This is a genomic window from Azospirillum palustre (genome assembly GCF_002573965.1).
GTDB lineage: Bacteria > Pseudomonadota > Alphaproteobacteria > Azospirillales > Azospirillaceae > Azospirillum > Azospirillum palustre.
The window spans coordinates 1,362,175-1,387,127 of record NZ_PDKW01000043.1 but is presented as its reverse complement, the minus strand read 5'-3'; the positions used below and the strand labels follow the sequence as shown (position 1 = coordinate 1,387,127).

The window sequence follows — 24,953 nt, the reverse complement described above, 5'->3', positions numbered from 1 at the left end:
GTCAGGTCCTGCCTGCGTCCGAGTCGTCGAGGAAATAGTCGCCCAGACCGCGGACCGACTGGTGGAAGCGCAGCTTGCGCAGATATTCGAGCGGGTCCTTCGGCCGCACGAAGGCGCCCGGCGGGTGGTTCAGCCAGTCATAAAGACGGGTCAGCAGGAAGCGTACGGCGCTGCCGCGGCAGAGCCAGGGCAGGGCGTCCAGCTCCCCGCGGGACAGCGGCCGGACCTTGCGGTAGTTGGACAGCAGCAGCCGGGCCTTGGTGGCATTGAACGAGCCGTCGATCTCGAAGCACCAAGCGTTGATGCAGATCGCCACGTCATAGACGAGGAAGTCGTTGCAGGCGAAATAGAAGTCGATCAGGCCGGACAGGCTGTCGCCGCGGAAGAAGACGTTGTCCGGGAACAGGTCGGCGTGGATGACGCCCGAAGGCAGGCCGACCGGCCAGTTCGCCTCCAGCGCCGCCAGTTCCGCTTCCAAAGTTGCGCGAAGGCCGGGGGCGACCTCGTCGGCCCGCTCGGCCGACTTGGCGAACAGATCCTTCCAGCCGGGCAGGGCCAGCGCGTTCGGCCGCTCCATGCGGAAATCGCCGACCGCCAGATGCAGCCGCGCCAGCGCCTCGCCCAGCTGGGCGCAATGCTGCGGCGTGATCCGGCGCGGCCACATGCCGGCCAGGAAGGTGACGATCACCGCCGGGCGGCCGCACAGCTCGCGCAGAGCCACGCCGTCGCGCGCCGCCACCGGCAGCGGGCAGGCGATGCCCTTGTCCGCCAGATGCTCCATCAGGCCGAGGAAGAAGGGCAAATCCTCCTTCCGCGTGCGCTTTTCATAGAGCGTCAGGATGTAGGGTCCGCTCTCGGTCACCAGCAGGAAGTTGGAATTCTCCACCCCCTCCGCGATGCCCTTGCACGACAGCACCGCGCCCAGATCGTACTGGGCAGCGAAGGTGCTGAGATCCTCGTCGGTGACTTCGGTGTATACGGCCATGATGTGCAGCGCCTTACCGGGTTTCCGGCTTGCGGTCAATTTCGGGAGTGATCGGCTCGTAATATTCCGGACCGAAGCCGGCCAATTGGCGGCTGGCGGTGTTGAACGGGCGCTTCAGCCCGCCACGGAAATGGCGGCCGACCAGTTCCTGCCACAGGGCGACCGGCTCCGCCCCGCGGTCGGCGCAGAGATGGACGAACCAGCGTCGGCCGGCAGCGACGTGGCCGATCTCCTCGTCATGGATGGTCTGGAGCAGGTCGGCGCTCTCCATGTCGCCGAAATCGCGCAGGCGGCGCACGGTCTCCGGCGTCACGTCGAGTCCCCGCGCCTCCAGCACCATCGGCACCACCGCCAACCGGGCGGCGAGGTCGTGGGCGGTCTCGGTCGCCGCCTGCCACAACCCGTCATGGGCCGGCAGGTCGCCGTAGGAGGCCCCGAGCGCGTTCAGCCGGGTTTCCAGCATCTGGAAATGCCGCGCCTCGTCGTCGGCCACCTGGATCCAGTCGTCGGTGAAGCCCTTCGGCAGGCCGAGAGGCGCGAATCGGGCGACGATGTCCCAGGCGAGATCGATGGCGTTCAGTTCGATGTGGGCCAGCGCATGCAGCAGGGCGATGCGGTTCTGGGCACTGCCGCCGCGCCCGCGCTTGGGCATGTCGCGGGGGAGCTTCAGCTCCGGCCGGTCGGGACGGGCAGGGCGGTCGGGCGGCGGCGCCGGCACGTCGGGCGACAGCAGATTGTCGCGCCATGCGGCGGCGTGAAGGCGGGTCAGGCGCACTTTCTCCAGCGGCGCCGCGGTGGTCAGAACCCCGGTCGCCGCTTCACCCAGGCACGATACGGAAGCGGTCATTTCCAGCCGTAGGCGACGAAGTTCGGATTCAGGATGTCGTCCTTGCCATAGACCAGCGGCGAGCCATCCGGCTGTTCCACCCGGCCGCCGGCGCCGATCAGCACGGCGTGGCCGGCGGCGGTGTCCCATTCGCTGGTCGGTCCGAAGCGCGGGTAGAGGTCGGCCTTGCCGCTCGCCACGGTGCAGAACTTCAGCGAGCTGCCGCAGGACACCCGGTCCTTCACCGTGTATTTGCCGAGGAACTCGTCCAGCACCGACCCGCTGCCGTGGGACCGGCTGGCGACGACGGTCAGCCCGTCGGCCGGCGGGTTACGGACGGAGATCGCATGGTCGTGGCGGCCTTCCGCGCAATGGACGGCGGTGCCGGGGCCGGCCGCGGCATAGAGGTCGCCGGTGGCGGGTGCATAGACGACGCCCAGCACCGGGGCGCCATTCTCGATCAGGGCGATGTTCACGGTGAACTCGCCGTTGCGGGAGATGAACTCCTTGGTGCCGTCGAGCGGATCGACCAGCCAGAACCGGCCGCCGGAGATGTCGGGCTTGTGGCCGGCGGCCATCGCCTCTTCCGCGACAACCGGGACGCCGGGCAGCAGGTGGTGCAGCGCCGGAACGATCACCGCCTCCGCCGCATGGTCGGCCTGCGTGACAGGGCTGCCGTCGACCTTGGTGGCGACGTCGATGCCGTCGTTGTAGAAGCGCAGGATGACCTGACCGGCCTCGTGAGCGATGGTGCGGACCGTCGGCAGCAGGCGCGCCACAGCGGCATCGGGCATGGGGTGAACTCCCTATGGTATGAAGAGTCAGCATACCGTGCCCGATGGCGGGCCGGAAGCTCTTGAACGGGTGTGGAACGGAGAAGGCGGATGACGGCCGGGTTACAATCGGACGGTGAGCGGGGAGAACGCCGCGGCGCATCGGCCCTATGGCGTGCTATGACCGCGGCCGATCTGGATCGGATTCTCGCCATCGCGGACATCGTGCATCCGGCCTATCCGGAGGAGCGCGGCGTGTTCGAGGAACGGCTGGCGCTCTACCCCGCCGGCTGCCGTGTGGCCGAGCGCGACGGAGAGGCCATCGGCTACGGCGTCATGCATCCCGGCAGGCTCGGTGTGCCGCCGCCCCTCGACACGCCGCTCGGCAGCCTGCCGGCCGATGCGGATTGCCTGTATCTTCACGACATTGCGCTGCTGCCGGAATCGCGCGGCACCGGGCTGGGGGCGGCGGTGCTGGACTATGCGCACGGGCTGGCGGGGCGGGAGGGCTGGCGATGGCTGGCGCTGACCTCCACGCCGGGCGCGCGGAGCTATTGGGACCGGGTCGGCTTCATGCCCTATGCGGAGGGCGGACCGGCGCTGGAGGCCAAGCTGGCCAGCTATGGCGGGGGGATGAGCTACATGACGGCGCCGGTTCTGGTGCAGGAGTGAAGCTCAGGCGGCCAGCATCGCCATGTCCGGCTCGGTCACCACGGCCTGGAAGGCCGGCTTGGCGAACAGGTAGCCCTGCATCAGGGTGACGCCCAGATCGCGCAACGCCTTGGCTTCGTCGGCGGTCTCGATGCCCTCGGCGATGGGCGTGATGGCGAGATCCTCGCACACCGACAGGATGGCCTTGACGATGCTGCGCCGCGCCCGCTCGGTGTCGATGTTGCGGGTCAACTCCATGTCCAGCTTGATGATGTCGGGCTGGAACTCGGCCAGCAGGTTCAGGCCGGAATAGCCGGAGCCGAAATCGTCGATGGCGGTCAGGAAGCCCTGGCGCCTGTATTCGGTGAAGATGCTTTTCAGGTGGTCGTGGTCGACCACCCGTTCGTTTTCCGTCACCTCGAAGATGATGCGGTCGGTGGGGAAGCCGGTGCGGCGGGCGGCGGCGAGCGTCGCCCGGATGCAGGTCTCCGCCTTGTAGACGGCGTTCGGCAGGAAATTGATCGACAGGCGGGCGCCGTTCATCGGCAGGCTCGATGCCAGTTCGATGGCCTTGATGCGGCAGGACTGGTCGAAGGCGTAGCGGGTGGCATCGGTCACCTGTCCCAGGACCCAGCCGGCACCCTGACCCTCAAGGCCGCGCACCAGCGCCTCATGCGCCCAGACACCGCCATTGGCAACGTCGACGATGGGCTGGAACGCCATCGTGAAGTCCAGATCGAGACGGTCAGCACATTGTCCGCCACACCCGCCGTCGCCAAACGCCATCGCCTTACCCCTGTCAGTCAATAGATTGCCACCTTTAGGTAAGGAACAATGCCATGGATTTCATCTGACGGAGGTGTGGCAAGTGCCGCACCTTCCGACTAGGACTTTCCCTTACCGTTCCGGCAAGGCTCGTTAAACGGCCTACTCCGCGGCCATCCGGGTTTCGGCGCGGCGGATCGCCGCCCACACCGTTTCCGGCGTCGCCGGCATGTCGATGTGGGTGATGCCGAGGTCGGACAGCGCATCGACCACCGCGTTGATGATGGCCGGCGGCGCGCCGATGGCCCCGGCCTCGCCGGCGCCTTTCATTCCCAGCATGTTGGTGGTGCTGGGCACGCTGTTCAGCTTCACCTCGATCGGCGGCATGTCGACCGCGCGCGGCATCTGGTAGTCCATGAAGGAGCCGGACAGCAGCTGGCCGCTGTCGGGATCGAACACCACGCGCTCCTGCAACGCCTGGCCCAGCCCCTGGGCGACGCCGCCATGGATCTGGCCGATCACCAGCATCGGGTTGATGACCGTGCCGAAATCATCGACGACGCTGTAGCGCAGAACCTCGACGATGCCGGTGGCGGGATCGACCTCCACCTCCGCGATGTGGCAGCCGTTGGGGAAGGTGCTGGCCGGCGGGGTCCAGCGCGCCATCTCGGAAAAGGCGATGCCGCTGTGTCCATTGCCACCGCTCTCGGCAGCCTTGGCCGCCACCTCCTTCAGGGAGACCGAGCGGTCGGTGCCGACGATGGTGAAGCGGCCGTCGGCGAACTCGACATCGACCTCCGCGGTTTCCAGCAGGTCGGCGGCGATGGGGGTGGCAGCCTTCACCACCTTGGCCGCCCCCTCCGCCAGCGCCGAGCCGCCGACCGGGACCGAGCGGGAGCCGCCGGTGCCGGACCCCCAGCTGACGCGGTCGGTGTCGCCCTGCACCACCTCCACATCCTCCGGCAGGACGCCGAGCCGGTCGGCGAGGATCTGCTTGTAGGCGGTTTCGTGGCCCTGGCCGTTGGTCTGGGTGCCGATCATCAGCACCACCTTGCCGTCACCGTTGACCTGGACGGTCGCCTGTTCCGGCCCGCCGCCCGAGCAGGCCTCGATGTAGGTGGACAGGCCGGCGCCGCGCAGCTTGCCGCGGGCCTTCGCCTCCGCCTTGCGGGCGGGCAGGCCTGCCATGTCGGCGAGGATCAGCCCGTCTTCCAGATTTTGGATGAATTCGCCGGTGTCGTAGACCTGCCCCATCGGCGTGGCATAGGGCATGGCGCTGGCCGGAATGAAGTTGCGCCGCCGGATTTCCGCCGGACCGAGGCCGGTGACGCGGCCGGCATGGTCGATCAGCCGCTCCAGCAGATAGGCCGCTTCCGGCCGCCCGGCGCCGCGATAGGCGTCCACCGGCTGGGTGTTGGTGAAGACGCCCTTCACCCGGACATAGACGGCAGGCGTCTTGTAGGAGCCGACCAGCATCGCCGAACCGGCATCGGTCGGAATGAAGGGGCCATAGTTCGACAGGTACGCGCCGAGGTTGGCGACGGTATCGACCCGCAGGCCGAGGAAATGCCCGTCGGCATCGACCGCGAGGCGCGCCTTGCTGACATGATCGCGGCCATGGTCGTCGCTGATGAAGCCCTCGATCCGGTCGGCCGCCCACTTCACCGCGCGGTTCAGACGGCGGGCGGCGAACAGGCAGGCGACATATTCGGGGTAGTTGAACAGCTTCATGCCGAACCCGCCGCCGACATCGGTGGTCAGCACGCGGATGCGCTGTTCCGGTTCGTTCAGGATTTTGGCGAACTGCTTCTGCAGGCCATGCACACCCTGGCTGGTGACATAGATCAGCAGCCGGCCGGGCGCACCGTCCGCCCCGGATTCGACACCGGCGACACAGGCGCGGCCCTCCATCGGATTGGCGACGACGCGGTTGTTGACCAGTTCCAGCTCGATCACGCGGTGAGCGCCGGCCAGTGCGGCCTCCACAGCCGCTTCGTCGCCGGTGTCCCAGTCGAAACAGAGGTTGTTCGGCGCCTCGTCCCACACCAGGGGGCGGCCGGGCTCCAGTGCCTCCAGCGTGCCGGTGACGGGCTGGCGGTCCTCGTAATCGACCATCACCAGCTCGGCGGCCTCGCGCGCGGCCTCCAGCGTTTCCGCGACGACCATGGCGACCGGATCGCCGACATGGCGGGCGAAGCCGCGGGCCAGCGCCGGGCGCGGCGTCTGGACATAGTCCGACCCGTCGCGCTGCTTCAGCGCCGCCTGGCAGGGGATCATGCCGATCTTCTCGGCATCGAGATCGGCGACGGTGTAGACCGCCAGCACGCCGGGCTGCGCCAGCGCTTCCGACGCATCGACCGCGCCGATGGCGGCGAAGGCATGGGGCGAGCGGACGAAGGCCGCATAGGCCTGTCCGGGAAGAGACACGTCGTCGGTATAGCGGCCGCCGCCGGTCAGCAACCGGGCGTCTTCGGTGCGCGGAACCGCCTGTCCGATGCCGAACTTCATGGGTGAACTCCCGCCTTCCGGTGCGATGCGATTGGTGTGCCCCGCGAAGATAGGCCGGCTTGAGCGCCAGGGAAACCCCGGCCGCCGGCATGGGTGACGGTTGTCCGCTGCAATGATTGTCGGTGACACGTAGCGAGGTTGGGGGAATGCGGCTGGCGCACGGGACCTTCCGGGGCCATATTCCAGGGCATGTGTGGACGAATGCTTCTCACCACCCCGATCGACGAGATCGAGCGTGTGTTCGGCGTGCCGGAGCGGCCGAACCTGATGCAGCGGTGGAATATCGCCCCGACCCAGGACATCCCCGTCATCCGGCGGGAGGAGGACGGCCGCCATCTGGCGATGGTCCGCTGGGGGCTGGTGCCGCCCTGGGCCGACGATGCCGCCATCGGCGGCCGCATGATCAACGCGCGCGGCGAATCGGTGGCCGACAAGCCGGCCTTCCGTGATGCCTTCCGCAAGCGTCGCTGCCTGGTCCCGCTGGACGGATTCTATGAATGGACCAGCGTGGGGGAGGGGGCGAAGCCGCGCAAGCAGGGCCACGTCATCCGCCGCCGCGACCGCGGCCTGTTCGCGCTCGCCGGCTTGTGGGAGCGCTGGCGCGGACCGAAGGGCGCCGCTCCGCTCGATCTGCCGCTGGAGACCGCGACGGTGGTGACGACGGCCACCAATGCCACGCTGTCCTTCCTGCATGACCGCATGCCGGTGGTGCTTGATCCCGCCGATTGGGACGCCTGGCTGGACCCGGCCACCCCGCTGCCGGTGCTGGAGGGGCTGATCCGCTCCGCCCCGGAGGAGTGGCTGGACGTCGTGCCGGTGGGGCCGAAGGTCAACAACGTCCGCAACGACGACTGCTCCTGCCTCGACCCGCCGCAGGAGACCGTGCCGGCGAAAGCGAAGGACAAGCGGGGCGATGACCAGCCGAGCCTGTTCTGAGGCGACGCCGTTGGCCGCGGCCATCAGGGTTGCAACGGTCGTTGCGGCGCTTTTTCTGGCCGGCTCCGCCGCGGCGCAGACCAACCAGTCGGCCAAGAGCCGCGGCCCCATCGCCAACACGCCGGACCAGACGATCAAGGGCTCCGCCATGGCGGTGGAGGGCGACCTGCTGACCGTCAACGGGACGGCGGTGCGGCTGATGGGCATCGATGCGCCGGATCCGGGGCAGAAGTGCAAGAACCGCTACGGCCACGAACTGGACTGCTTCAAGGTCGCCACCGCGGTGCTCGCCAACATGGTGAAGGGCGAGGAGGTGACCTGCACCGTTACCGAACAGGACCGCACCGGCGAGAAGAAGGGTGAATGCCGCGTGCGCGGCGTCGATCTGGGTGCTGCGATGGTGGCGCGCGGCTGGGCCTTTCAATATGCCAGCCTGTCGCCCGCCTATCAGAAGGGCGAGGCCTATGCCCAGAGCAAGCGGCTGGGGCTGTGGGCCGGGCAGGTGGAAAAGCCCTGGCAGTGGCGCAGCAGGCAGATTCGCCAGAACGCCAAGTGAAGCTGTGCGCCAAGTGACCGGAAGCCATGGGACCGGGCGATGACCGCCCACACCCCCATTTCCCAGTCGACCCCTCCGCCTGTCGTGGTAGGATCCGGGAAAGACGACGGACGAACATCAAGCAGGTTCTGTGGCCCGATTGGACAGGGCCGGCGCGATTCCAGAGCGGCAACTCCCACTGGGGAGCGGAGTCACGGGTATGCTCGTTTACGAATGCGAACTTTTCGAGGTGGTTCCGGTGCTGCGCCGCTATGCGCGCGCATTGACCGGCGCAACCGACCGTGGCGACGCGCTGGTGACCCGCTGTGTCGAGGCTGCGGTGATGGCGCCCACCCGTTTCGGGCTGGACCGCGGCGGCGGCGGCGCCCGCCTGTCGATGTACGCCCTGCTGAACCTGCTGTTCGACCGCTCCCCGGAGGAGTTCGGGCCGCCCGGCCGCCCGTTGCCCTCTCCCCATCCCATCGAGCGCGCTTTGGCTGAACTGCCGGAGGCCGACCGTCGCCTGTATCTGCTGACCGCACTGGAGGGTCTGTCCCTGCCGCAGGCGGCAAAGGTCCTGCAATTGAGGACGGGGGAGGCGATCCCGCGGCTGAAGGCCGCCCGCGCGCGGGTGCGCAGCACCATGGTGCAGCGGGTCATGGTGGTCGAGGACAATGCCCTGCTGGCGATGGAGCTGGGGGCGCTGGTCGCGGAAATGGGCCATGTCGTCTGTGGCACCGCCGGCAACGAGCCGGAGGCGCTGGCCCTGCTGGATGCCGAAAAGCCGACATTGGCCCTGCTGGACGTCCGGCTGGCCGATGGCGGCAGCGGGATCGAGATCGCCCGGCGGCTGAAACGCGTGCGCGACCTGCGCACCATCTTCGTCACTGCGTTCGACGATGACATCCTGGCCCGCGACGCACGCCATCTGGGGCAGATCGTGCGCAAGCCTTTCACCAACGCCGGCATCCAGGCTGCCATCTCCCGCGCCATCTTCATGCCGCAGCCGGTGGCGCTGGCCTGATGCCCGTCACGCGATGAAAAAGGGACCGCATTGAAAAAGGGACCGCCGGACGACCGGCGATCCCTTTTTCATGTCCGGCCTGCTGGCAGGCCGGCAATTTCTCTGAACTGTCCTTACACCGTCGTGCGGCGGCCGGCGATCATGCGGTAGATGGCCAGGATGACGATGGCGCCGACGATGGCACCGATGAAGCCCGCGCCTTCACCCGGCCGGTACCAACCGACGGCGGCACCCAGATAGGTGGCGACGAAGGCGCCGGCGATGCCCAGCAGGGTGGTGATGATGAAGCCGCCCGGATCGCGACCCGGCATCAGGAACTTGGCGACGATGCCGGCGAGAAAGCCGATGATGATCGTCCAGAGAATGCCCATGGTGATTTCCCTTCCGTTGCGGGACCGTCTTCCCATGCCCAATAACGGGCAAGGAGGGATTTGGTTCTCAGCGCCGGTGGATCTTTTGGACTGGTACTCTTTCGGTAGGGCGGAGCCTCCCGGCCCTACGCCGTATCCTCCCGGCCGCGTTCCTTCAGGCCGGGGGTCAGCGCAGCGCGCCGATGTTGGCGGCGTACTGCTCCGGTCCGCCGGTGAAGGTGGCGGTGCCGGCCACCAGCACGTCGGCGCCGGCCTCGATGGCCAGACGCGCGGTTTCCGGGTTGATGCCGCCGTCCACCTCAAGGTCGATCTGCTTGCCGAGCGCGTCGATGCGGGCGCGCAGGTCGCGGATCTTCGGAAGCTGGCTCTTGATGAAGCTCTGGCCGCCGAAGCCGGGATTCACCGTCATCACCAGGACGAGGTCGATGTCCTCCAGCACATGCTGGATGGCGTCCACCGGCGTGGCCGGGTTCAGCGATACGCCGGCCTTCTTGCCCAGTGACTTGATCAGCTGGATGGTGCGGTGCAGGTGCGGACCGGCTTCCGGATGGACGGTGATGATGTCGGCGCCGGCCTTGGCGAATTCCGGAACGAAGAGATCCACCGGCGAGATCATCAGGTGGACGTCGAAGACCTTGGCGGTATGGGGACGCAACGCCTTCACCACGCCCGGCCCGATGGTCAGGTTCGGCACGAAATGGCCGTCCATCACGTCGATGTGGATGTAGTCGGCGCCGGCGGCATCGACCGCGCGGACCTCCTCGCCCAGCCGGGCGAAGTCGGCGGAGAGAATCGAGGGGGAAATCTTGACGGCGCGCATGGGGCTTTCCTGGTGCGGGAGGTGGCTTGGACCGGGTCCGATCAGCCGAACTTCCTATCACGGTGTAGCAAGGCAAGTCATGACATGATGTGAACGCCCGATATGCGCATCCAGCTTCGGCACCTGAGATTCCGGATCCAGCGTCGGCCGGGCCGTTTGGGCTTTACCGCAATTGCGAAGCGTTGTATCCGTTTGAATATAGATGAAATGTCAAATCCGGCAGGAGGTGGCGATGGTTGGGTTGCATGGGGCTCTGGGGCGCGGCCGGTTCAGGTCGGCGATGTCGGCGGTTATTCTCGGTGTCGGGCTGACGCTCGCGGCACCGGCGGCGATGGCGCAGGATGTGCTGGTGCTGGCGGCGGCCTCCACCAAGAATGCGGTGGAAAAGCTGGCGACACAGTTCAAGGCGAAGACCGGGGCCACCGTGACCTCCTCTTTCGCCGCGTCGTCGGCGCTTGCCAAGCAGATCGAGAATGGGGCTCCGGCCGACATCTTCATCTCGGCCGATCTCGACTGGATGGACTATCTCCAGCAGCGCAACCTGATCAAGACCGACAGCCGGGTGAACCTGCTCGGCAACGAGCTGGTGGTCGTGGTGCCGAAGGGATCGACGCTGAAGCCCGACCTGTCCAAGGGCGGCAAGCTGGCGGAGCAGTTGGGCGACGGACGGCTCGCCACCGGCGATCCGTCGAACGTTCCGGTCGGGAAGTACGCCAAGGCCGCGCTGGAGAAGCTTGACCAGTGGGCGGCGGTCGAACCGAAGCTGGCGCGGGCCGACAGCGTGCGCGCGGCCCTGGTTCTGGTCAGCCGCGGCGAGGTGCCGGTCGGCATCGTTTATCGCACCGACGCCGCCATCGATCCGGGGGTGGAGGTCGCCGCGGCCTTCCCGCCCGACAGCTATCCGCCGATCACCTATCCGGCGGCGCTGGTTGCGTCCTCGAAGACTGCGGCTGCCGCGTCGTTCCTCGACTACATGAAGTCGCCGGACGGCATGGCGGTCTGGAAGGAATTCGGCTTCGTCCCGGCACCCAAGGCACCGTAAGCTCAGCGGCATGGAAATCCTGACGCCGATGGAGACCACCGCGTTGCTGCTCAGCCTGCGTGTCGCGGGCGTCGCCATCGCGTTGGGATTGCCGCTCGCCGTGCTCGCCGCCTGGGTGCTCGGCCGCTATTCCTTTCCGGGCAAGACGCTGTTCGACGGGTTGGTCCATCTCCCGCTGGTCCTGCCGCCGGTGGTCACCGGCTATATCCTGCTGGTGACCATGGGGACGAAGGGAGTGGTCGGCGGCTGGCTGTACCAGACCTTCGGGATCAAGCTGATCTTCACCGCGGAAGGCGCCTCACTGGCGGTGGCGGTGACCTCCTTCCCGCTGATGGTGCGGGCGATCCGCCTGTCGGTGGAGGCCATCGACGGCGGGCTGGAGGCGGCGGCGCGCACGCTGGGCGCCGGGCCGGTCGACCGCTTCTTCACCATTCTGCTGCCGCTGATGGCGCCCGGACTGCTGTCCGGCGCCATCGTGGCCTTCGCCGCGGCGATGGGCGAGTTCGGAGCGGTGATCACCTTCGTGTCCAACATCCCCGGCAAGACGCAGACCCTGCCGCTGGCGATCTATGCCGCGACGCAGGAACCCGGCGGCGATGCGGTGGCGGCAAGGCTGGCGGCAATCTCCTTCACCGTGGCATTGCTGGCGCTGATGCTGTCTGAATTCCTGGCGAACCGGGTTCGCCGCCTGATCGGGCAGGTCTGATCATGCTCGACCTGCAAATCCGCCAGAGTCTGGGCGCATTCACCCTCGACATCGCATTCACCGCCGAGGAACGCGGCGTGACGGCGCTGTTCGGCCGGTCCGGGTCCGGCAAGACCTCGGTCATCAATGCGATTGCCGGGCTGACCCGGCCGGACGAGGGGCATATCCGCGTCGGCGACACCGTGTTCTTCGACAGCGCCCGGCACGTCGACGTGCCGGTGGAGAAGCGGCGCATCGGCTATGTCTTCCAGGATTCGCGGCTGTTTCCGCACATGACCGTCCGCAGCAACCTTGAATACGGCCTGCGCCGTGTGCCGGCCGCGGAGCGGCGCATCGCCTTCGGCCCGGTGGTGGATCTGCTGGGGCTCGGCCATCTGCTGGACCGCCGGCCGCGCGGCCTGTCCGGCGGCGAGAGGCAGCGCATCGCCTTCGGCCGCGCTCTGCTGGCTCAGCCGCGCCTTCTGCTGATGGACGAGCCGATGGCCTCGCTCGACGCTGCCCGCAAGGCGGAGATCATGCCCTATATCGAGCGGCTGCGTGACGAGATGAACATTCCCATCGTCATGGTCAGCCACGCGCTGGACGAGGTGGTGCGGCTCGCCACCACCATGGTGCTGATCGCGGAGGGCAGGGTGCGTGGGTCCGGACCGGTCGGAACGGTGATGGGCCGGCTGGACCTGTCGGCGGTGACCGGCGCGCAGGATGCCGGCGCCGTGCTGGACCTGACGGTCGAGACCCATATCCCGGAGGACGGCCTGTCGGTGCTGGCCTTCGACGGCGGACGGCTGACCGTGCCGCAGATCGACCGTCCGCCCGGTTCCGCCGTCCGGCTGCACATCCATGCCCGCGACGTGATCGTCGCGTTGCAGCCGCTGGCCGGCGTCAGTCTGCGCAACGCGCTGACCGCGACGGTGATCGAGTTGGCGGAGGCCGGACCATCCTCCGCCGACGTGCGGCTGGCGGTGGGCGGTTCCTTTCTGATCGCGCGCATCACCCGCGCGGCGGTGCGCGAGTTGGGACTGATGCCCGGCCGCGAGGTGGTGGCGCTGGTCAAGGGCGTCGCCTTCGAACCGCATAGCGGCGGTGCGGTCTCGGACCGGCACGGGCGCGTGGTGGACGTGTAGGGAGCGGCCCCTCACCCTTGAAGGGCGGAGGGGCCGCATACCGCCATCTTTACTGCCAGCCGTCTTTACTGCCCACCCGAGGGGGTGGCGGACCCGCCGGTGCTGGCGCCGCCGCCGGCCGACCCGCCGGCGGTTGATCCGCCCGGCACGGTTTGGGTGGCGCCGGTGGTCTCGTTCATCGAGTTGCCGGAGGTGCCGCCCTGCACCGGCACACCGGTCGACGGCGGCGGAACGGTGGTGGATCCGCTGCTCGACCCGCTGCTGGTGGCCGGGCTGGTCTGGTTGGCCGCGTTTGAATTCTGGGCGTTGTGGTCATCGCAGGCGGCCAGCCCCAGAAGCAGGGCGGGCAGGGCCACGATCAAAAACTTGCTGCGCATGAGTGTTGCTCCTCAGCCAGTGGGCGGCGCCATCGACGGAACCTGCCTTGCGGGTATGAAGCGGACTCGGCAGGGGCCCGGCGGCACCGTATGCGTCCAAACACGCCACTGCCGGTTTCATTCCATCCACCTTGGTGCTATGCCGGGTGGGTGCCTGTTCAGATGAACGTTTCCGTCCGCCGGATTCTTGCTGCGGAAGATGAGAACTTTACGGGAACATCGTCGCGATTTGTGGGCTGCGTGTGACAGATACCCATTACTGGGTTGCGCAAAGAACACGAACCTTTTGCGACTTGGCTTTTCCATCTTTTTCGTTTGACCGGCGGAAAGTGGCTGTGATTCCATCATGCCACCATGACGATGATCGCCGACCTCACCGACACGCTCGCCCGCGCCGCCAAAAGCGCGATCCGCCAAGCAATCATGCCGGCGCTGTGCGCCTGCGTGGTCGCCTATTTCGCCTACTACGCGGTCCACGGCGACCGCGGGCTGGTGGCGATGAAGCAGATCCAGGGAGAGATCGCCCAGGCCGAAGGGGTCCTCAACCAGCTCCGCACCGAGCGGGAGGATATGGAGCGCCGTGCGCAGCTGCTGCGCGGCGACGGCCTCGACCGCGACATGCTGGAGGAGCGGGCGCGCCTGATGCTGAACTTCGCGAGCCCGCGCGACGTCATCGTAAAGCTGCCGAAACTGGCGGAACAGGAAGGGTCCGGCCAGCAGAAGTAAGGGGATTTCAGCCGATTAACCGTTTCGCGGTTAATCTGAAATAGCGCTGCAAAAACAGACGTTTGCGCGCCCCCTGAAGCTCGTGTACTGTGCGCGCCATATTCGCTTCCGGTGCGGGCTCTCGCATGCCCGCAACGCGCGGCGGCAAAAGGTTCTGTCAATGACCTTTGCCGCTTGAACCCTGGGGAGGAATCATGGCCGCGTCCCGACGCCGTTCCACCAAGGCGCTGACCGACACCGCGCCCGCTCAAGCCGTCTCTTCCGAAGAGCTTCTTCACTATTATCGCGAGATGCTGCTGATCCGCCGCTTCGAAGAGAAGGCGGGCCAGCTGTACGGCATGGGTCTGATCGGCGGCTTCTGCCACCTCTACATCGGCCAGGAAGCCGTTGTGGTCGGCGTGCAGGCCGCCCTGAAGGATGGCGACAGCGTCATCACCAGCTACCGCGACCATGGCCACATGCTGGCCTGCGGCATGGAAGCCAAGGGCGTGATGGCCGAGCTGACCGGCCGCATTGGAGGCTACTCCAAGGGCAAGGGCGGCTCGATGCACATGTTCAGCCAGGAGAAGAACTTCTTCGGCGGCCATGGCATCGTCGGCGGGCAGGTCCCGCTCGGCACCGGTCTGGCCTTCGCGCACAAGTACAGCAACGACGGTGGCGTGGCCGCCGTGTATTGCGGTGACGGCGCGATCAACCAGGGCCAGGTCTACGAGAGCTTCAACATGGCGGCGCTGTGGAAGCTGCCTGTGCTCTTCATCATCGAGAACAACAAATACGCCATGGGCACCTCGCAGGAGCGCGCCTCTGCCGGCGAGCTGCACCAGCGCGGCGCGGCCTACGGCATCCCCGGCTATCAGGTCAACGGCATGGACGTGCTGGAGGTCAAGGCCGCGGCGGACCAGTGGGTGCCCCACATCCGCGGGGGCAACGGCCCCGTCATCCTCGAGATGAAGACCTACCGCTACCGCGGCCACTCGATGTCCGACCCGGCCAAGTACCGGACGAAGGAAGAGGTCGAGAAGATGCGGTCGGAATCCGATCCCATCGATCAGCTGAAGGCGAAGATCCTGTCCGGCAACCACGCCGACGAGGACAAGCTGAAGGAGATCGACCGCGAGGTGAAGGCGATCGTCACCGAATCGGCCGAGTTCGCCCAGCAGAGCCCGGAGCCCGATCCGTCGGAGCTGTGGACCGACATTCTCGTCTGATCCTGACGTCAACGATAAGCGGGAGCGGCGCCTTGTGGGACGGGAAACCGGACTCCCCGCGCCGCCGGAGGTTGAGGAATGCCGATCGAAGTGCTGATGCCGGCCCTGTCGCCCACGATGACAGAGGGCAAACTGGCGAAATGGCTGAAGAAGGAAGGTGACCCGGTGAAGTCCGGCGACGTGCTCGCCGAGATCGAAACCGACAAGGCGACCATGGAGGTCGAGGCGGTCGATGAGGGCCGCGTCGGCAAAATCCTGATCGCCGAGGGCACCGACAACGTCGCCGTGAACACCCCCATCGCCGTCCTGCTGGAAGAAGGCGAGGACGAGAGCGCGCTGAGCAAGGGCGGCAATGCCCCGACCGCCGCCGCTCCGGCCGCCCCCGCTCCCGCCCCGGTGGCGGAAGCCGCTCCGGCTCCGGCGCCCACGGTGCCGGCGGCTCCGGTCGCGGCGCCCGCGTCGGACGAGGACAGGTTCATGGCCAAGACCGTCAAGAAGACGGTCCGCGAAGCGCTGCGCGATGCGATGGCCGAGGAAATGCGCCGTGACGACAAGGTCTTCGTCATGGGTGAGGAGGTCGCGCAGTACCAGGGCGCCTACAAGGTGACCCAGGGCCTGCTGCAGGAGTTCGGCGAGCGTCGCGTCATCGACACGCCGATCACCGAGATCGGTTTCGCCGGTCTTGGCGTCGGCGCCGCCTTCAAGGGCCTGAAGCCGGTCGTCGAGTTCATGACCTTCAACTTCGCCATGCAGGCGATCGACCACATCATCAACTCGGCCGCCAAGACGCTGTACATGTCGGGCGGTCAGATGAGCAACTCGATCGTGTTCCGCGGCCCCAACGGCGCCGCTGCCCGCGTCGGCGCCCAGCACTCGCAGTGCTACGCCTCTTGGTACGCCCATTGCCCAGGCCTGAAGGTCGTGTCGCCCTGGTCGGCGGCCGACGCCAAGGGCCTGCTGAAGGCGGCGATCCGCGACGCGAACCCGGTGGTCTTCCTCGAGAACGAGATCCTCTACGGCCAGAGCTTCGAGGTTCCGGAGGACGAGGACTTCGTCCTGCCGATCGGCAAGGCCAAGATCGAGCGCGCCGGCAAGGACGTGACGATCACCGCCTTCTCGATCATGGTCGGCCATGCCCTGGCCGCCGCCGAGATCCTGGCCAAGGAAGGCATCGACGCGGAGGTCATCAACCTGCGCACGATCCGTCCGCTGGACACCGAGACTATCGTCAACAGCGTCAAGAAGACCAACCGCCTCGTCTCCGTCGAGGAGGGCTGGCCCTTCGCCGGCATCGGTTCGGAAATGTGCGCGCTGATGATGGAGCAGGCGTTCGATTATCTCGACGCGCCGGTGGCCCGCGTGGCCGGCCTGGATGTGCCGATGCCCTACGCCGCCAACCTGGAAAAGCTGGCGCTGCCGCAGGTCGATCACATCGTCAAGGCCGCCAAGCAAGCCTGCTACCGCTGAGAGGAGGGCTGATAGGATGACCGTTCAGATTCTGATGCCCGCCCTCTCGCCCACGATGACCGAGGGCAACCTCGCCAAGTGGTTGAAGAAGGAAGGCGACACGGTGAAGTCCGGCGACGTGCTCGCCGAGATCGAAACCGACAAGGCCACCATGGAAGTCGAAGCGGTCGATGAAGGCCGCATCGGCAAGATCCTGATCCCGGCCGGCAGCCAGGGCGTGGCGGTGAACACCCCCATCGCCATCCTGCTGGAAGAGGGCGAGGACGAGAGCGCGCTGGCGTCGGCCGGTTCCGCTCCGGCCCCGGTGGCGGCTGCTCCGGCCGCCGCCCCGGCACCCACAGCAGCTCCGGCTGCCGCCGCTGCTCCTGCTCCGGCCGCTGCCGCTCCGGCGGCAGCTGGCGAGCGCGTGTTCGCCAGCCCGCTGGCCCGCCGCATCGCCGAGCAGGTTGGCGTCGACCTGAAGACCGTCAAGGGCACCGGCCCGCACGGCCGCATCGTCAAGGCCGACGTCGAGGCCGCCAAGGCCGCCGGCCCGGCCAAGGCCGCCGCCGCTCCGACTGCTGCCCCGGCTCCGGCCGCCGCTCCGGCTCCCGCCGCTGCACCGGCCCCGGCGAAGGCCGAGGGTGTCGATGCCAAGGCGCTCGCCGACAAGCTGGGCATGGCCTACACCGCCGTGCCGAACAGCGGCATGCGCAAGACCATCGCCAAGCGTCTGGGCGAGGTGAAGCGCACGGTCCCCGACTACTTCCTGACGGTGGATGTCGAGATCGATGCGCTGATGAAGGTCCGCGCCGAGCTGAACGGCCGGTCCGACGCCTACAAGCTGTCGGTGAACGACTTCATCATCCGCGCCGTGGCGCTGGCGTTGAAGAAGGTCCCAGCGCTGAACGCCGCCTGGACCGACGAGGCGATGCTGCAGTACAGCCACGCCGACATCTCGGTCGCCGTCGCCACCCCGACCGGGCTGATCACCCCGATCGTCAAGAAGGCGGAGACCAAGGGTCTGGCCGACATCTCCAACGAGATGAAGGTGCTGGCCAAGAAGGCGCGCGACAACGCGCTGAAGCCGGAAGAGTATCAGGGCGGCACGATCTCCATCTCCAACCTTGGCATGATGGGGATCAAGCAGTTCCAGGCGATCATCAACCCGCCGCAGGCCTGCATCCTGGCGGTCGGCGCCAGCGAGCAGCGCCCGGTGGTCAAGGACGGCGCTCTGGCCATCGCCACGGTGATGAGCCTGACCGGTACCTTCGATCACCGCGTGGCCGATGGCGCCGTCGGTGCGGAATTCCTTGGAGCGGTGAAGAAGCTGCTCGAAGATCCGCTCTCGATGCTGCTCTGACGGATTGAAGGACCGGATCCATGTCGAAAAGCCTTGCCCCGCTCCGCGCCGAGATCGACGCCATCGACGACGAGATCGTCGCGTTGCTGGGCAAGCGCCTGTCCGTCGTCCACCGCGTCGCAGCGGTGAAGATGGCGGAGAACCTGCCGGCCGTCCTGCCCGACCGCGTCGAAGCGGTCAAACGGCGGGCGGCCGAGGCGGGTTTGGCGTACGGCCTGGATCCGGACTTCATGGCCACCCTGTACCAGACGATCATCGACGAGGCGTGCCGGGTCGAGGAAGGCATCTTTGCCGCCGGCCGCGAGGATGCGCCTCGCTCCTGAATGGGGAGAACACCCTTGGCCGACATCAATTACGACGTCATCGTCATCGGCGGCGGACCGGGCGGTTACGTGGCGGCGATCCGCGCCGCTCAGCTGGGCCTGCACACTGCGGTCATCGAGCGTGAAAACCTGGGCGGCATCTGCCTGAACTGGGGCTGCATCCCGACCAAGGCGCTGCTGCGCTCGGCCGAGGTGCTGCATCTCGCCAAGCACGCGTCCGACTATGGTCTGGTCATCCAGAACCCGTCCTTCGACCTCGACAAGGTCGTCGCCCGTTCGCGCAAGGTCGCAGGCCAGCTCAACGGCGGCGTCAAGCACCTGCTGAAGAAGAACAAGGTCGCGGTGATCGAAGGCTCCGCCAAGCTGCTCGGCAAGGGGCAGGTGGCGGTTTCCAAGGGCGAACCCCCGGTCGGCACCTTCGGCGCCAAGCACATCATCATCGCCACCGGTGCGCGTGCCCGCACGCTGCCGGGCCTGGAGGATGACGGCAAGCTGGTCTGGACCTACCGCAAGGCGATGACCCCGGATACCATGCCGAAGTCGCTGCTGGTCATCGGCTCCGGCGCCATCGGCATCGAGTTCGCCAGCTTCTACAATGCGCTGGGCGCCAAGGTCACCGTGGTCGAGGTGATGGATCGCATCCTTCCGGTGGAGGATGAGGAAATCTCGGGCTTGGCCCGGAAAGCCTTCGAAAAGCAGGGCATGCGCATCATCACCGGCGGCAAGGCCGGCAACCTGCGCAAGGCCGCCGACAGCGTGACCGTGGCCGTCGAGGCCGGCGGCAAGACCGAGGACATCACGGTCGACCGCGTCATCGTCGCCGTCGGCATCAGCCCGAACACCGAGAACCTCGGGCTGGAGAACACTAAGGTCAAGACCGACCGCGGCCACATCCAGGCCAACGGCATGTGCGAGACCGACGAGCCGGGCGTGTACGCCATCGGCGACGTGACCGGCGCCCCCTGGCTTGCCCACAAGGCCAGCCATGAGGGTGTGATCGTGGCCGAGCACATCGCCGGCAAGCATCCGCATGCGCTGAACGTCCGCAACATCCCGGGCTGCACCTATTCGCACCCGCAGATCGCGTCGGTCGGCCTGACGGAGAAGAAGGCGAAAGAAGCCGGCTACGAGATCAAGGTCGGCCGCTTCCCGTTCGTCGGCAACGGCAAGGCCATCGCGCTCGGCGAGCCGGAAGGCCTGATCAAGACCATCTTCGACGCCAAGACCGGCGAGATGCTCGGCGCCCACATGATCGGCGCGGAAGTGACCGAGCTGATCCAGGGCTACGGCATCGCCAAGTCGTCGGAGCTGACCGAGGCCGAGCTGATGCACACGGTGTTCCCGCACCCGACCCTGTCGGAAATGATGCATGAGTCGGTCCTTGATGCCTATGGCCGGGCGATCCACTTTTAACTAATGTTTCCGAGGTGACGTTCTTCCCAGCCGGATGGGGCCATGGACCGCAGCAGCGCCGCGTATGACGAGGATTTCTACGCCTGGACCCAAGCCCAGGCGCAGGAGCTTCGCCGTGCCGGCGCCGAGCGGAACAATGCACCGGTCGACTGGGAGAACGTCGCCGAGGAGATCGAATGCATGGGCCGCAGCCAGAAGTCCGAGATCGATCATCGCCTTGGCGTTCTGCTGGTCCATTTGCTGAAATGGATGTTCTGCCCTGACCTGCGGGAACGGCGCGAGCGTGGCTGGCGCCTGACCGTCCGGGAGCAGCGCAAGAAGCTGATCCGCGAGGTCAAGGACAGCCCCAGCCTTCGGCCCTACATCGCCGGCGTTTTCGCCGATGTATACGCGGATGCCCGCCTGCGGGCAGCCGTCGAGGCGGATACCCCTGACGGCCATTTCCCGGTCGAGCCGCCTTTCACGCTTGACCAGGCGCTCGATCCGGCCTATCCGGCCGAACTGTTTCCGCCGGAATGGCGGGTTTGACACCCTCATCGCACCTATTGTCGGGGCCGGGGCATCGCGTCGGCCATCGGGAGCTTTAGACCATGACCCTCGTCGACCAGACCGAGAAGCTGCGCCACCCCGAAAAGGCCCATAAGCCCGACAACCCCATCCAGCGCAAACCGGCCTGGATCCGGGTCAAGGCGCCGATGAGCCAGGAATACAACGAGACCCGCCAGTTGATGCGCGGTCTGAAGCTGAACACCGTGTGCGAAGAGGCCGCCTGCCCGAACATCGGGGAGTGCTGGAAGCAGAAGCACGCCACCTTCATGATCCTGGGGTCCATCTGCACGCGCGGCTGCGCCTTCTGCAACGTGGAGACCGGGCGTCCGGATCTGCTCGACCCGCATGAGCCGGAGAAAGTCGCGGAGGCCGTCGGTCAGCTGAAGCTTTCCCACGTCGTCATCACCTCGGTCGACCGCGACGATCTGGCCGACGGCGGTGCCGAGCATTTCGCCCGCACCATCCGCGCCATCCGTGTCGCCTCGCCGGAGACGACCATCGAGATCCTCACCCCCGACTTCCAGAAGAAGAAGGGTGCGGTCGAGGTGGTGGTGGAGGCCAAGCCCGACGTCTTCAACCACAATCTGGAAACCGCGCCGCGCCTCTACCCGACGATCCGTCCCGGCGCGCGCTACTTCGCCTCGCTGCAACTGCTGGCGCGGGTGAAGGAGCTGGATCCGACGATCTTCACCAAGTCCGGCCTGATGGTCGGCCTGGGCGAGACGAAGGAGGAGATCGGGCAGGTGATGGACGATCTTCGCTCCGCCGATGTGGACTTTCTGACGATTGGGCAGTATCTCCAGCCCACGCCCAAGCATGCGGCGGTGGATCGTTTCGTGACTCCCGAGGAGTTCGACGGTTATTCCACTGTTGGCCGCGGCAAGGGCTTCCTGCTGGTGGCCTCGTCGCCGCTGACGCGCTCGTCCTACCATGCGGGTGCGGATTTCGAGAAGCTGCGCGAAGCCCGGCTGCGCAAGCTGGGGATCGCCACCGTCTGATCCAGGCGGTTCAATAAGAAAGGACACGGTACGGGCATGCCGACGCACGCGGAGAAGAAGGTTCTTCCCTACACGCCCCAGCAGATGTACGACCTGGTCGCGGACGTGGAGAAGTATCCCGAGTTTCTGCCCTGGTGCCTGGCGGCCCGCATCCGCAAGCGCGAAGACAATGTGATGTTCGCGGACCTGATCATCGGTTTCAAGATGGTCCGCGAACGCTTCACCTCACGGGTGGAGTTGCACGAGCCCGACTGCCGGATCAACGTGCAGTACACCGACGGGCCTTTCCAGTACCTGAACAATCATTGGATATTCAGCGAGCATCCCGGCGGTTGCTGTGTCGACTTCTTCGTCGATTTCGAGTTCCGTTCGAAGATGCTGCAGAAGATCATGGGCCTGCTGTTCAACGAGGCTGTCCGCCGCATGGTGCAGGCCTTCGAAACGCGCGCGGCCCAGCTTTACGGGCCGGGCCGTGCGACGCAGCCGGCCTGACGCCGGCCGCGGACGATTGGGGCGGGTGGTCGGTCAGCTCTTGTCCGACCACAGCTCCCCGCCGCTCGCCCAATCGCTCTTCTTCACGTCCTGAAAGATGATGTCCACCGCGGAGGGCGAGCAGCCGAGGACCTTCACGGTCGCCTCGGTCAACGCCTTGGCGTATTCGCGCTTCTGTTCGACGGTGCGTCCTTCGAACAGCTGGATGTTGATGGTCGGCATCGGGTCTTTTTCCTTATTGGTAAAGAGCTTGTCGGCGATTCTTCAGCGCAGGCTTCCGGTCGGCCGGGCGAGCCGAAGCCGCTCCAACGCCGCCTGGACCGTGGCCATCCGCACGGCGTCACGGTCGCCGGGGAAGGTATATTCCTTGGCCTTGGCAGATCCGCCGCGCACGGCCGTCGCGACATAAACCCTGCCGACCGGCTTGGTTTCCGTGGCCCCGCCGGGGCCGGCGATTCCTGTCACCGCCACCGTCACGTCAGCCCGCGATTTTGCCAGCGCGCCGACCGCCATGGCGACCGCCACCTCCGGGCTGACGGCACCATGTGCATGCAGAAGGCTGGCGGGCACGGCCAGCACCTCGGTCTTGGCGATGTTGGTGTAGGTGACGAAACCGCGGTCAACCACCTTGGACGAGCCGGCAATGTCAGTCAGGGCGCCGGCGATCAGGCCGCCGGTGCAGGATTCGGCCGTCGCCAGCATGAATCCGGCGAGGCCGTATTCGGCAAGCGTCTGGGCGGCAAGGTCGCGGATGATCTCGGGAAACATGACGGCCTCTCCCGGTTCGTATCGTCGGTCGGGATGTTAGCCCGGAAGTCGGACGGTCGCCACAGCCTGTGCCGCAATACCCTCGCGCCGGCCGGTGAAGCCCAACTGCTCGGTGGTGGTCGCCTTCACGCTGACCCGCCCGACCTCGATGCCCAGAATCTGGGCAATGCGGTCCGCCATGGCGGCGCGGTGGGGGCCGACCTTCGGCCGCTCGCAGATGATGGTCACGTCGGCATGGGCGATGACGCCGCCGCGCTCCGCCACCAGATCGGCGGCATGGCGCAGGAACTTGGCGCTGTCGGCCCCGCGCCAACGCGGATCGGTCGGCGGAAAGTGGCTGCCGATGTCGCCGGCTGCCAGCGCGCCAAGAATGGCGTCGGTCAAGGCATGCAATCCGACATCCGCGTCGGAGTGGCCTTCCAGCCCATGGCTGTGGGGGACGCGCAGGCCGCAGAGCGTTACGAAATCGCCGTCGGTGAAGCGGTGGACATCGAAACCGCTGCCGGTCCGCACGTCCCACAGGCTGCTCACGATCGCGCGGGTGGCGCGGGTCAGGTCGTCGGGGGTGGTCACCTTGAAATTGTCCTCCTTGGACGGCACCAGCGCCACGCTCAGCCCGGCACGCTCCGCCACCGCGGCATCGTCGGTCAGCGACAGACCGGCGGCAGCCCGGTGGGCTTCGAGAATGGCCGGGAAGCGGAAGCCCTGCGGTGTCTGCGCCCGCCACAGCCCGTCGCGGTCAACCGTGCCGGCGATGGCGTCACCGCTGCCGCGTTTCAGCGTATCGGCCACCGGCACCGCCGCGATGGCGCCCGGCGTGCCGTCCAGTGCCGCGATCACCGCAGCGATGGTGTCCGCATCGATCAGGGGGCGGGCGGCGTCATGGATCAGGACGAGGTCGGGCGCGCCGTCGGCGGCCAAGGCCTCCAGCCCATTGCGGACCGAGTCCTGACGGCTGGCGCCGCCGGCAACCGGGTCGGGCAGGGCAAGCCCGAACAGGGCGGCGTCATAGGCGTCGCGCCAAGTCGGGTCGATGACCACGCGCACGCCGGTGACCTGCGGATGGCCCAGGAAAGCCTCCACCGTCCGGCGCAGTACCGGCTTGCCGGCGAGGTCGAGATACTGCTTCGGCCGCTCGGCCCCGAACCGCTGTCCGGACCCTCCGGCCACGATCAAAGCAATACAGGTGGGGGCGATGCAGGTGGGCATAAGGCAAACCGTAAGATATGATAGCCACTTGACGGGAACGTCGCGGAGCCTAGCCTGTCGCCGTGGTTCCGCCAAGTGCCGAGCCTTGCCGCCGAGACGCTCCGGACAATGTCAGGGAGCCGGCCGGCACGCTCCGGCAGCATGATGGCGGGAAGACGGGAGTGCATTCGGGTCCATGTCGCAGAACATTCTTTTGAGCCTGACGGCGCTGGTGGCCCTGGTGCCTGCCGCCCTCTACCCCTATCGGCGCATCGCTGGGCAGGGCGTGGAGGGACGCGGCTGGGCTTTCTGGGGCGCGTTGTTGCTCGCCGCCGCCGGGCCCGGCATGTGGGCGATCCTCCAGGTTGCCGGCCAGTGGCAGACCGGCTTCTCGACGGCGCTGTGGGTGACGACGGCCGCCTGCATGGCGCTGTTCATCGGTCTGAGCCTGTTCCATGCCACCGCCTGGAGGCTGGCGCCGCTGCTGCTGCCCTATCTGCTGGTGGTCTGCCTGCTGGCGACCCTGACCGAGGATGCGCCGGCGCCGATCTTGCGCGGCAATGCGCCGGGCGTGTGGATCGACCTGCACATCGCCGTGTCGGTCTTCACCTATGCCCTGCTGACGCTCAGCGCCGTGTCGTCCTTCGCCGCGGTGATCCAGACCCGGGCGCTGAAATCCAAGCGGCCAACCCCGCTCAGCCGCTTCCTGCCGCCGGTGGCGGAAAGCGAGCGGCTCCAACTGCGCCTGCTGATCGCGTCCGAAGTGGTGCTGGGTGCCGGTCTCGCCACCGGCATGGCCGTGCTCTATTTCGAGCAGGGTCTGCTGTTCCGCACCGACCACAAGAGCCTGCTGTCGCTCGCGACCTTCATCGTGATCGGCATCCTGCTGCTTGCCGAATACCGGACCGGGGTGCGCGGACGGACGGCGGCGCGAACCATGCTGATCGTCTACCTGCTGGCGACGCTTGCCTATCCCGGCGTCAAGTTCGTCTCGAACGTGCTGATCGGGCAGTGGAGCTGGAGCTGAGCCGGAAAT

28 protein-coding genes are annotated in these 24,953 nt (G+C 67.1%); 17 read left to right on the top strand and 11 right to left on the bottom strand.

The features are described from left to right. Nucleotide 1 precedes the first annotated feature (1 nt). Genes CRT60_RS28865 through cysQ form a run of 3 tightly spaced genes read right to left on the bottom strand, consistent with a single transcriptional unit; the run spans nucleotide 2 to nucleotide 2,605 of the window. Entirely contained in the window at nucleotides 2-985 is a 984-nt protein-coding gene (locus tag CRT60_RS28865; RefSeq protein ID WP_098739898.1) for a homoserine kinase, read from the bottom strand. A gap of 13 nt (nucleotides 986-998) precedes the next feature. Next, nucleotides 999-1,832 carry a ferritin-like domain-containing protein gene (locus CRT60_RS28860; protein ID WP_098739897.1) on the bottom strand — a complete coding sequence of 278 codons (834 nt, stop codon included), beginning with the start codon at nucleotides 1,830-1,832 and terminating at the stop codon, nucleotides 999-1,001. Continuing rightward, nucleotides 1,829-2,605: a 3'(2'),5'-bisphosphate nucleotidase CysQ gene (cysQ, locus tag CRT60_RS28855; RefSeq protein WP_098739896.1), complete on the bottom strand. Its 777-nt coding sequence runs from the start codon at nucleotides 2,603-2,605 to the stop codon at nucleotides 1,829-1,831. Before cysQ ends, CRT60_RS28860 begins: the two co-directional genes overlap by 4 nt. 159 nt (nucleotides 2,606-2,764) lie before the next feature. On the opposite strand from cysQ, the gene CRT60_RS28850 reads away from it, so the two are divergent. Next, nucleotides 2,765-3,256, top strand: a complete 492-nt coding sequence (locus CRT60_RS28850) for a GNAT family N-acetyltransferase (protein WP_244592826.1) — start codon at nucleotides 2,765-2,767, stop codon at nucleotides 3,254-3,256. 3 nt (nucleotides 3,257-3,259) lie between these two features. Here the strand turns inward: CRT60_RS28850 and CRT60_RS28845 are convergent, their stop codons facing one another. After that, on the bottom strand, nucleotides 3,260-3,958 hold the full coding sequence (locus tag CRT60_RS28845) for an EAL domain-containing protein (protein WP_244592825.1): 699 nt from the start codon (nucleotides 3,956-3,958) through the stop codon (nucleotides 3,260-3,262). 204 nt (nucleotides 3,959-4,162) lie between these two features. Beyond that, complete coding sequence (locus tag CRT60_RS28840; RefSeq protein WP_098739893.1) at nucleotides 4,163-6,508, bottom strand: xanthine dehydrogenase family protein molybdopterin-binding subunit; 2,346 nt, start codon at nucleotides 6,506-6,508, stop codon at nucleotides 4,163-4,165. 201 nt (nucleotides 6,509-6,709) lie between these two features. Between CRT60_RS28840 and CRT60_RS28835 the strand changes: the two genes are divergently transcribed. From CRT60_RS28835 to CRT60_RS28825, 3 genes are all read left to right on the top strand, one after another. Beyond that, on the top strand, nucleotides 6,710-7,444 hold the full coding sequence (locus CRT60_RS28835; protein ID WP_098739892.1) for an SOS response-associated peptidase: 735 nt from the start codon (nucleotides 6,710-6,712) through the stop codon (nucleotides 7,442-7,444). Next, nucleotides 7,422-8,000, top strand: coding sequence for a thermonuclease family protein (locus tag CRT60_RS28830; protein WP_098739891.1), 579 nt, complete (start codon nucleotides 7,422-7,424; stop codon nucleotides 7,998-8,000). The genes CRT60_RS28835 and CRT60_RS28830 overlap by 23 nt, the downstream gene beginning before the upstream one ends. Nucleotides 8,001-8,199: 199 nt before the next feature. Next, complete coding sequence (locus tag CRT60_RS28825; RefSeq protein ID WP_098739890.1) at nucleotides 8,200-9,003, top strand: response regulator; 804 nt, start codon at nucleotides 8,200-8,202, stop codon at nucleotides 9,001-9,003. A gap of 113 nt (nucleotides 9,004-9,116) precedes the next feature. Here CRT60_RS28825 and CRT60_RS28820 read toward each other — a convergent pair whose 3' ends face one another. Beyond that, nucleotides 9,117-9,374, bottom strand: coding sequence for a GlsB/YeaQ/YmgE family stress response membrane protein (locus CRT60_RS28820; protein ID WP_098739889.1), 258 nt, complete (start codon nucleotides 9,372-9,374; stop codon nucleotides 9,117-9,119). Between the two features lie 166 nt (nucleotides 9,375-9,540). Continuing rightward, nucleotides 9,541-10,194 (bottom strand): ribulose-phosphate 3-epimerase, encoded by a 654-nt coding sequence (rpe, locus tag CRT60_RS28815; protein WP_098739888.1) that lies wholly within the window; start codon nucleotides 10,192-10,194, stop codon nucleotides 9,541-9,543. Nucleotides 10,195-10,474: 280 nt separating this feature from the next. Here rpe and modA point away from each other — a divergent pair, with 280 nt between their 5' ends. Genes modA through modC form a run of 3 tightly spaced genes read left to right on the top strand, consistent with a single transcriptional unit; the run spans nucleotide 10,475 to nucleotide 13,066 of the window. Next, nucleotides 10,475-11,236, top strand: a complete 762-nt coding sequence (gene modA / locus CRT60_RS28810; protein WP_244592824.1) for a molybdate ABC transporter substrate-binding protein — start codon at nucleotides 10,475-10,477, stop codon at nucleotides 11,234-11,236. Between the two features lie 10 nt (nucleotides 11,237-11,246). After that, a complete protein-coding gene (gene modB / locus CRT60_RS28805) occupies nucleotides 11,247-11,942 on the top strand; it encodes a molybdate ABC transporter permease subunit (RefSeq protein WP_098739887.1) in 696 nt (231 codons plus the stop codon). A 2-nt stretch (nucleotides 11,943-11,944) separates the two neighbouring features. Continuing rightward, nucleotides 11,945-13,066: a molybdenum ABC transporter ATP-binding protein gene (gene modC / locus CRT60_RS28800; RefSeq protein ID WP_098739886.1), complete on the top strand. Its 1,122-nt coding sequence runs from the start codon at nucleotides 11,945-11,947 to the stop codon at nucleotides 13,064-13,066. A 65-nt stretch (nucleotides 13,067-13,131) separates the two neighbouring features. Here the strand turns inward: modC and CRT60_RS28795 are convergent, their stop codons facing one another. Beyond that, complete coding sequence (locus CRT60_RS28795; RefSeq protein ID WP_098739885.1) at nucleotides 13,132-13,443, bottom strand: hypothetical protein; 312 nt, start codon at nucleotides 13,441-13,443, stop codon at nucleotides 13,132-13,134. 354 nt (nucleotides 13,444-13,797) lie between these two features. On the opposite strand from CRT60_RS28795, the gene CRT60_RS28790 reads away from it, so the two are divergent. The 9 genes from CRT60_RS28790 (at nucleotide 13,798) to CRT60_RS28750 (ending at nucleotide 21,961) form a co-directional block, all read left to right on the top strand. Beyond that, complete coding sequence (locus CRT60_RS28790; protein ID WP_193548465.1) at nucleotides 13,798-14,169, top strand: FtsB family cell division protein; 372 nt, start codon at nucleotides 13,798-13,800, stop codon at nucleotides 14,167-14,169. Nucleotides 14,170-14,363: 194 nt separating this feature from the next. After that, a complete protein-coding gene (gene pdhA / locus CRT60_RS28785) occupies nucleotides 14,364-15,377 on the top strand; it encodes a pyruvate dehydrogenase (acetyl-transferring) E1 component subunit alpha (protein ID WP_193548464.1) in 1,014 nt (337 codons plus the stop codon). Between the two features lie 78 nt (nucleotides 15,378-15,455). Beyond that, nucleotides 15,456-16,844: a pyruvate dehydrogenase complex E1 component subunit beta gene (locus CRT60_RS28780; protein ID WP_098739884.1), complete on the top strand. Its 1,389-nt coding sequence runs from the start codon at nucleotides 15,456-15,458 to the stop codon at nucleotides 16,842-16,844. Between the two features lie 16 nt (nucleotides 16,845-16,860). Next, nucleotides 16,861-18,186, top strand: coding sequence for a pyruvate dehydrogenase complex dihydrolipoamide acetyltransferase (locus CRT60_RS28775; RefSeq protein WP_098739883.1), 1,326 nt, complete (start codon nucleotides 16,861-16,863; stop codon nucleotides 18,184-18,186). 20 nt (nucleotides 18,187-18,206) lie between these two features. Beyond that, nucleotides 18,207-18,509 (top strand): chorismate mutase, encoded by a 303-nt coding sequence (locus CRT60_RS28770; protein WP_063634466.1) that lies wholly within the window; start codon nucleotides 18,207-18,209, stop codon nucleotides 18,507-18,509. Between the two features lie 15 nt (nucleotides 18,510-18,524). Then, entirely contained in the window at nucleotides 18,525-19,922 is a 1,398-nt protein-coding gene (gene lpdA, locus CRT60_RS28765; protein WP_098739882.1) for a dihydrolipoyl dehydrogenase, read from the top strand. 42 nt (nucleotides 19,923-19,964) lie between these two features. Next, on the top strand, nucleotides 19,965-20,450 hold the full coding sequence (locus CRT60_RS28760) for a DUF29 domain-containing protein (protein WP_098739881.1): 486 nt from the start codon (nucleotides 19,965-19,967) through the stop codon (nucleotides 20,448-20,450). Nucleotides 20,451-20,512: 62 nt separating this feature from the next. Beyond that, nucleotides 20,513-21,469, top strand: a complete 957-nt coding sequence (gene lipA / locus CRT60_RS28755; protein WP_098739880.1) for a lipoyl synthase — start codon at nucleotides 20,513-20,515, stop codon at nucleotides 21,467-21,469. A 36-nt stretch (nucleotides 21,470-21,505) separates the two neighbouring features. After that, entirely contained in the window at nucleotides 21,506-21,961 is a 456-nt protein-coding gene (locus CRT60_RS28750; protein ID WP_098739879.1) for a type II toxin-antitoxin system RatA family toxin, read from the top strand. A gap of 33 nt (nucleotides 21,962-21,994) precedes the next feature. Here the strand turns inward: CRT60_RS28750 and CRT60_RS28745 are convergent, their stop codons facing one another. From CRT60_RS28745 to CRT60_RS28735, 3 genes are read right to left on the bottom strand one after another with little or no spacing between them, the layout of a single operon-like run. Beyond that, nucleotides 21,995-22,222 carry a 4-oxalocrotonate tautomerase gene (locus tag CRT60_RS28745; RefSeq protein ID WP_342210697.1) on the bottom strand — a complete coding sequence of 76 codons (228 nt, stop codon included), beginning with the start codon at nucleotides 22,220-22,222 and terminating at the stop codon, nucleotides 21,995-21,997. 3 nt (nucleotides 22,223-22,225) lie between these two features. Then, a complete protein-coding gene (locus CRT60_RS28740) occupies nucleotides 22,226-22,729 on the bottom strand; it encodes a CinA family protein (protein WP_098739877.1) in 504 nt (167 codons plus the stop codon). 36 nt (nucleotides 22,730-22,765) lie between these two features. Then, a complete protein-coding gene (locus CRT60_RS28735; protein ID WP_098739876.1) occupies nucleotides 22,766-23,938 on the bottom strand; it encodes a bifunctional 2-C-methyl-D-erythritol 4-phosphate cytidylyltransferase/2-C-methyl-D-erythritol 2,4-cyclodiphosphate synthase in 1,173 nt (390 codons plus the stop codon). Nucleotides 23,939-24,113: 175 nt separating this feature from the next. On the opposite strand from CRT60_RS28735, the gene CRT60_RS28730 reads away from it, so the two are divergent. After that, nucleotides 24,114-24,944, top strand: coding sequence for a cytochrome C assembly family protein (locus CRT60_RS28730; protein WP_098739875.1), 831 nt, complete (start codon nucleotides 24,114-24,116; stop codon nucleotides 24,942-24,944). Nucleotides 24,945-24,953 lie beyond the last annotated feature (9 nt).

What these genes read in the sequence shown, in the direction of transcription:
- modC (WP_098739886.1), top strand. Translation starts at nt 11,945, where the DNA reads ATGCTCGACCTGCAAATCCGCCAGAGTCTGGGCGCATTCACCCTCGAC.
- cysQ (WP_098739896.1), bottom strand. Translation starts at nt 2,605, where the DNA reads ATGCCCGATGCCGCTGTGGCGCGCCTGCTGCCGACGGTCCGCACCATC.
- rpe (WP_098739888.1), bottom strand. Translation starts at nt 10,194, where the DNA reads ATGCGCGCCGTCAAGATTTCCCCCTCGATTCTCTCCGCCGACTTCGCC.
- CRT60_RS28770 (WP_063634466.1), top strand. Translation starts at nt 18,207, where the DNA reads ATGTCGAAAAGCCTTGCCCCGCTCCGCGCCGAGATCGACGCCATCGAC.
- CRT60_RS28790 (WP_193548465.1), top strand. Translation starts at nt 13,798, where the DNA reads ATGACGATGATCGCCGACCTCACCGACACGCTCGCCCGCGCCGCCAAA.
- CRT60_RS28820 (WP_098739889.1), bottom strand. Translation starts at nt 9,374, where the DNA reads ATGGGCATTCTCTGGACGATCATCATCGGCTTTCTCGCCGGCATCGTC.
- CRT60_RS28735 (WP_098739876.1), bottom strand. Translation starts at nt 23,938, where the DNA reads ATGCCCACCTGCATCGCCCCCACCTGTATTGCTTTGATCGTGGCCGGA.
- CRT60_RS28835 (WP_098739892.1), top strand. Translation starts at nt 6,710, where the DNA reads ATGCTTCTCACCACCCCGATCGACGAGATCGAGCGTGTGTTCGGCGTG.
- lipA (WP_098739880.1), top strand. Translation starts at nt 20,513, where the DNA reads ATGACCCTCGTCGACCAGACCGAGAAGCTGCGCCACCCCGAAAAGGCC.
- CRT60_RS28760 (WP_098739881.1), top strand. Translation starts at nt 19,965, where the DNA reads ATGGACCGCAGCAGCGCCGCGTATGACGAGGATTTCTACGCCTGGACC.
- CRT60_RS28775 (WP_098739883.1), top strand. Translation starts at nt 16,861, where the DNA reads ATGACCGTTCAGATTCTGATGCCCGCCCTCTCGCCCACGATGACCGAG.
- CRT60_RS28780 (WP_098739884.1), top strand. Translation starts at nt 15,456, where the DNA reads ATGCCGATCGAAGTGCTGATGCCGGCCCTGTCGCCCACGATGACAGAG.
- pdhA (WP_193548464.1), top strand. Translation starts at nt 14,364, where the DNA reads ATGGCCGCGTCCCGACGCCGTTCCACCAAGGCGCTGACCGACACCGCG.
- modB (WP_098739887.1), top strand. Translation starts at nt 11,247, where the DNA reads ATGGAAATCCTGACGCCGATGGAGACCACCGCGTTGCTGCTCAGCCTG.
- CRT60_RS28740 (WP_098739877.1), bottom strand. Translation starts at nt 22,729, where the DNA reads ATGTTTCCCGAGATCATCCGCGACCTTGCCGCCCAGACGCTTGCCGAA.
- CRT60_RS28795 (WP_098739885.1), bottom strand. Translation starts at nt 13,443, where the DNA reads ATGCGCAGCAAGTTTTTGATCGTGGCCCTGCCCGCCCTGCTTCTGGGG.
- CRT60_RS28850 (WP_244592826.1), top strand. Translation starts at nt 2,765, where the DNA reads ATGACCGCGGCCGATCTGGATCGGATTCTCGCCATCGCGGACATCGTG.
- CRT60_RS28825 (WP_098739890.1), top strand. Translation starts at nt 8,200, where the DNA reads ATGCTCGTTTACGAATGCGAACTTTTCGAGGTGGTTCCGGTGCTGCGC.
- CRT60_RS28730 (WP_098739875.1), top strand. Translation starts at nt 24,114, where the DNA reads ATGTCGCAGAACATTCTTTTGAGCCTGACGGCGCTGGTGGCCCTGGTG.
- CRT60_RS28860 (WP_098739897.1), bottom strand. Translation starts at nt 1,832, where the DNA reads ATGACCGCTTCCGTATCGTGCCTGGGTGAAGCGGCGACCGGGGTTCTG.
- CRT60_RS28845 (WP_244592825.1), bottom strand. Translation starts at nt 3,958, where the DNA reads ATGGCGTTCCAGCCCATCGTCGACGTTGCCAATGGCGGTGTCTGGGCG.
- CRT60_RS28830 (WP_098739891.1), top strand. Translation starts at nt 7,422, where the DNA reads ATGACCAGCCGAGCCTGTTCTGAGGCGACGCCGTTGGCCGCGGCCATC.
- CRT60_RS28750 (WP_098739879.1), top strand. Translation starts at nt 21,506, where the DNA reads ATGCCGACGCACGCGGAGAAGAAGGTTCTTCCCTACACGCCCCAGCAG.
- CRT60_RS28840 (WP_098739893.1), bottom strand. Translation starts at nt 6,508, where the DNA reads ATGAAGTTCGGCATCGGACAGGCGGTTCCGCGCACCGAAGACGCCCGG.
- modA (WP_244592824.1), top strand. Translation starts at nt 10,475, where the DNA reads ATGTCGGCGGTTATTCTCGGTGTCGGGCTGACGCTCGCGGCACCGGCG.
- CRT60_RS28865 (WP_098739898.1), bottom strand. Translation starts at nt 985, where the DNA reads ATGGCCGTATACACCGAAGTCACCGACGAGGATCTCAGCACCTTCGCT.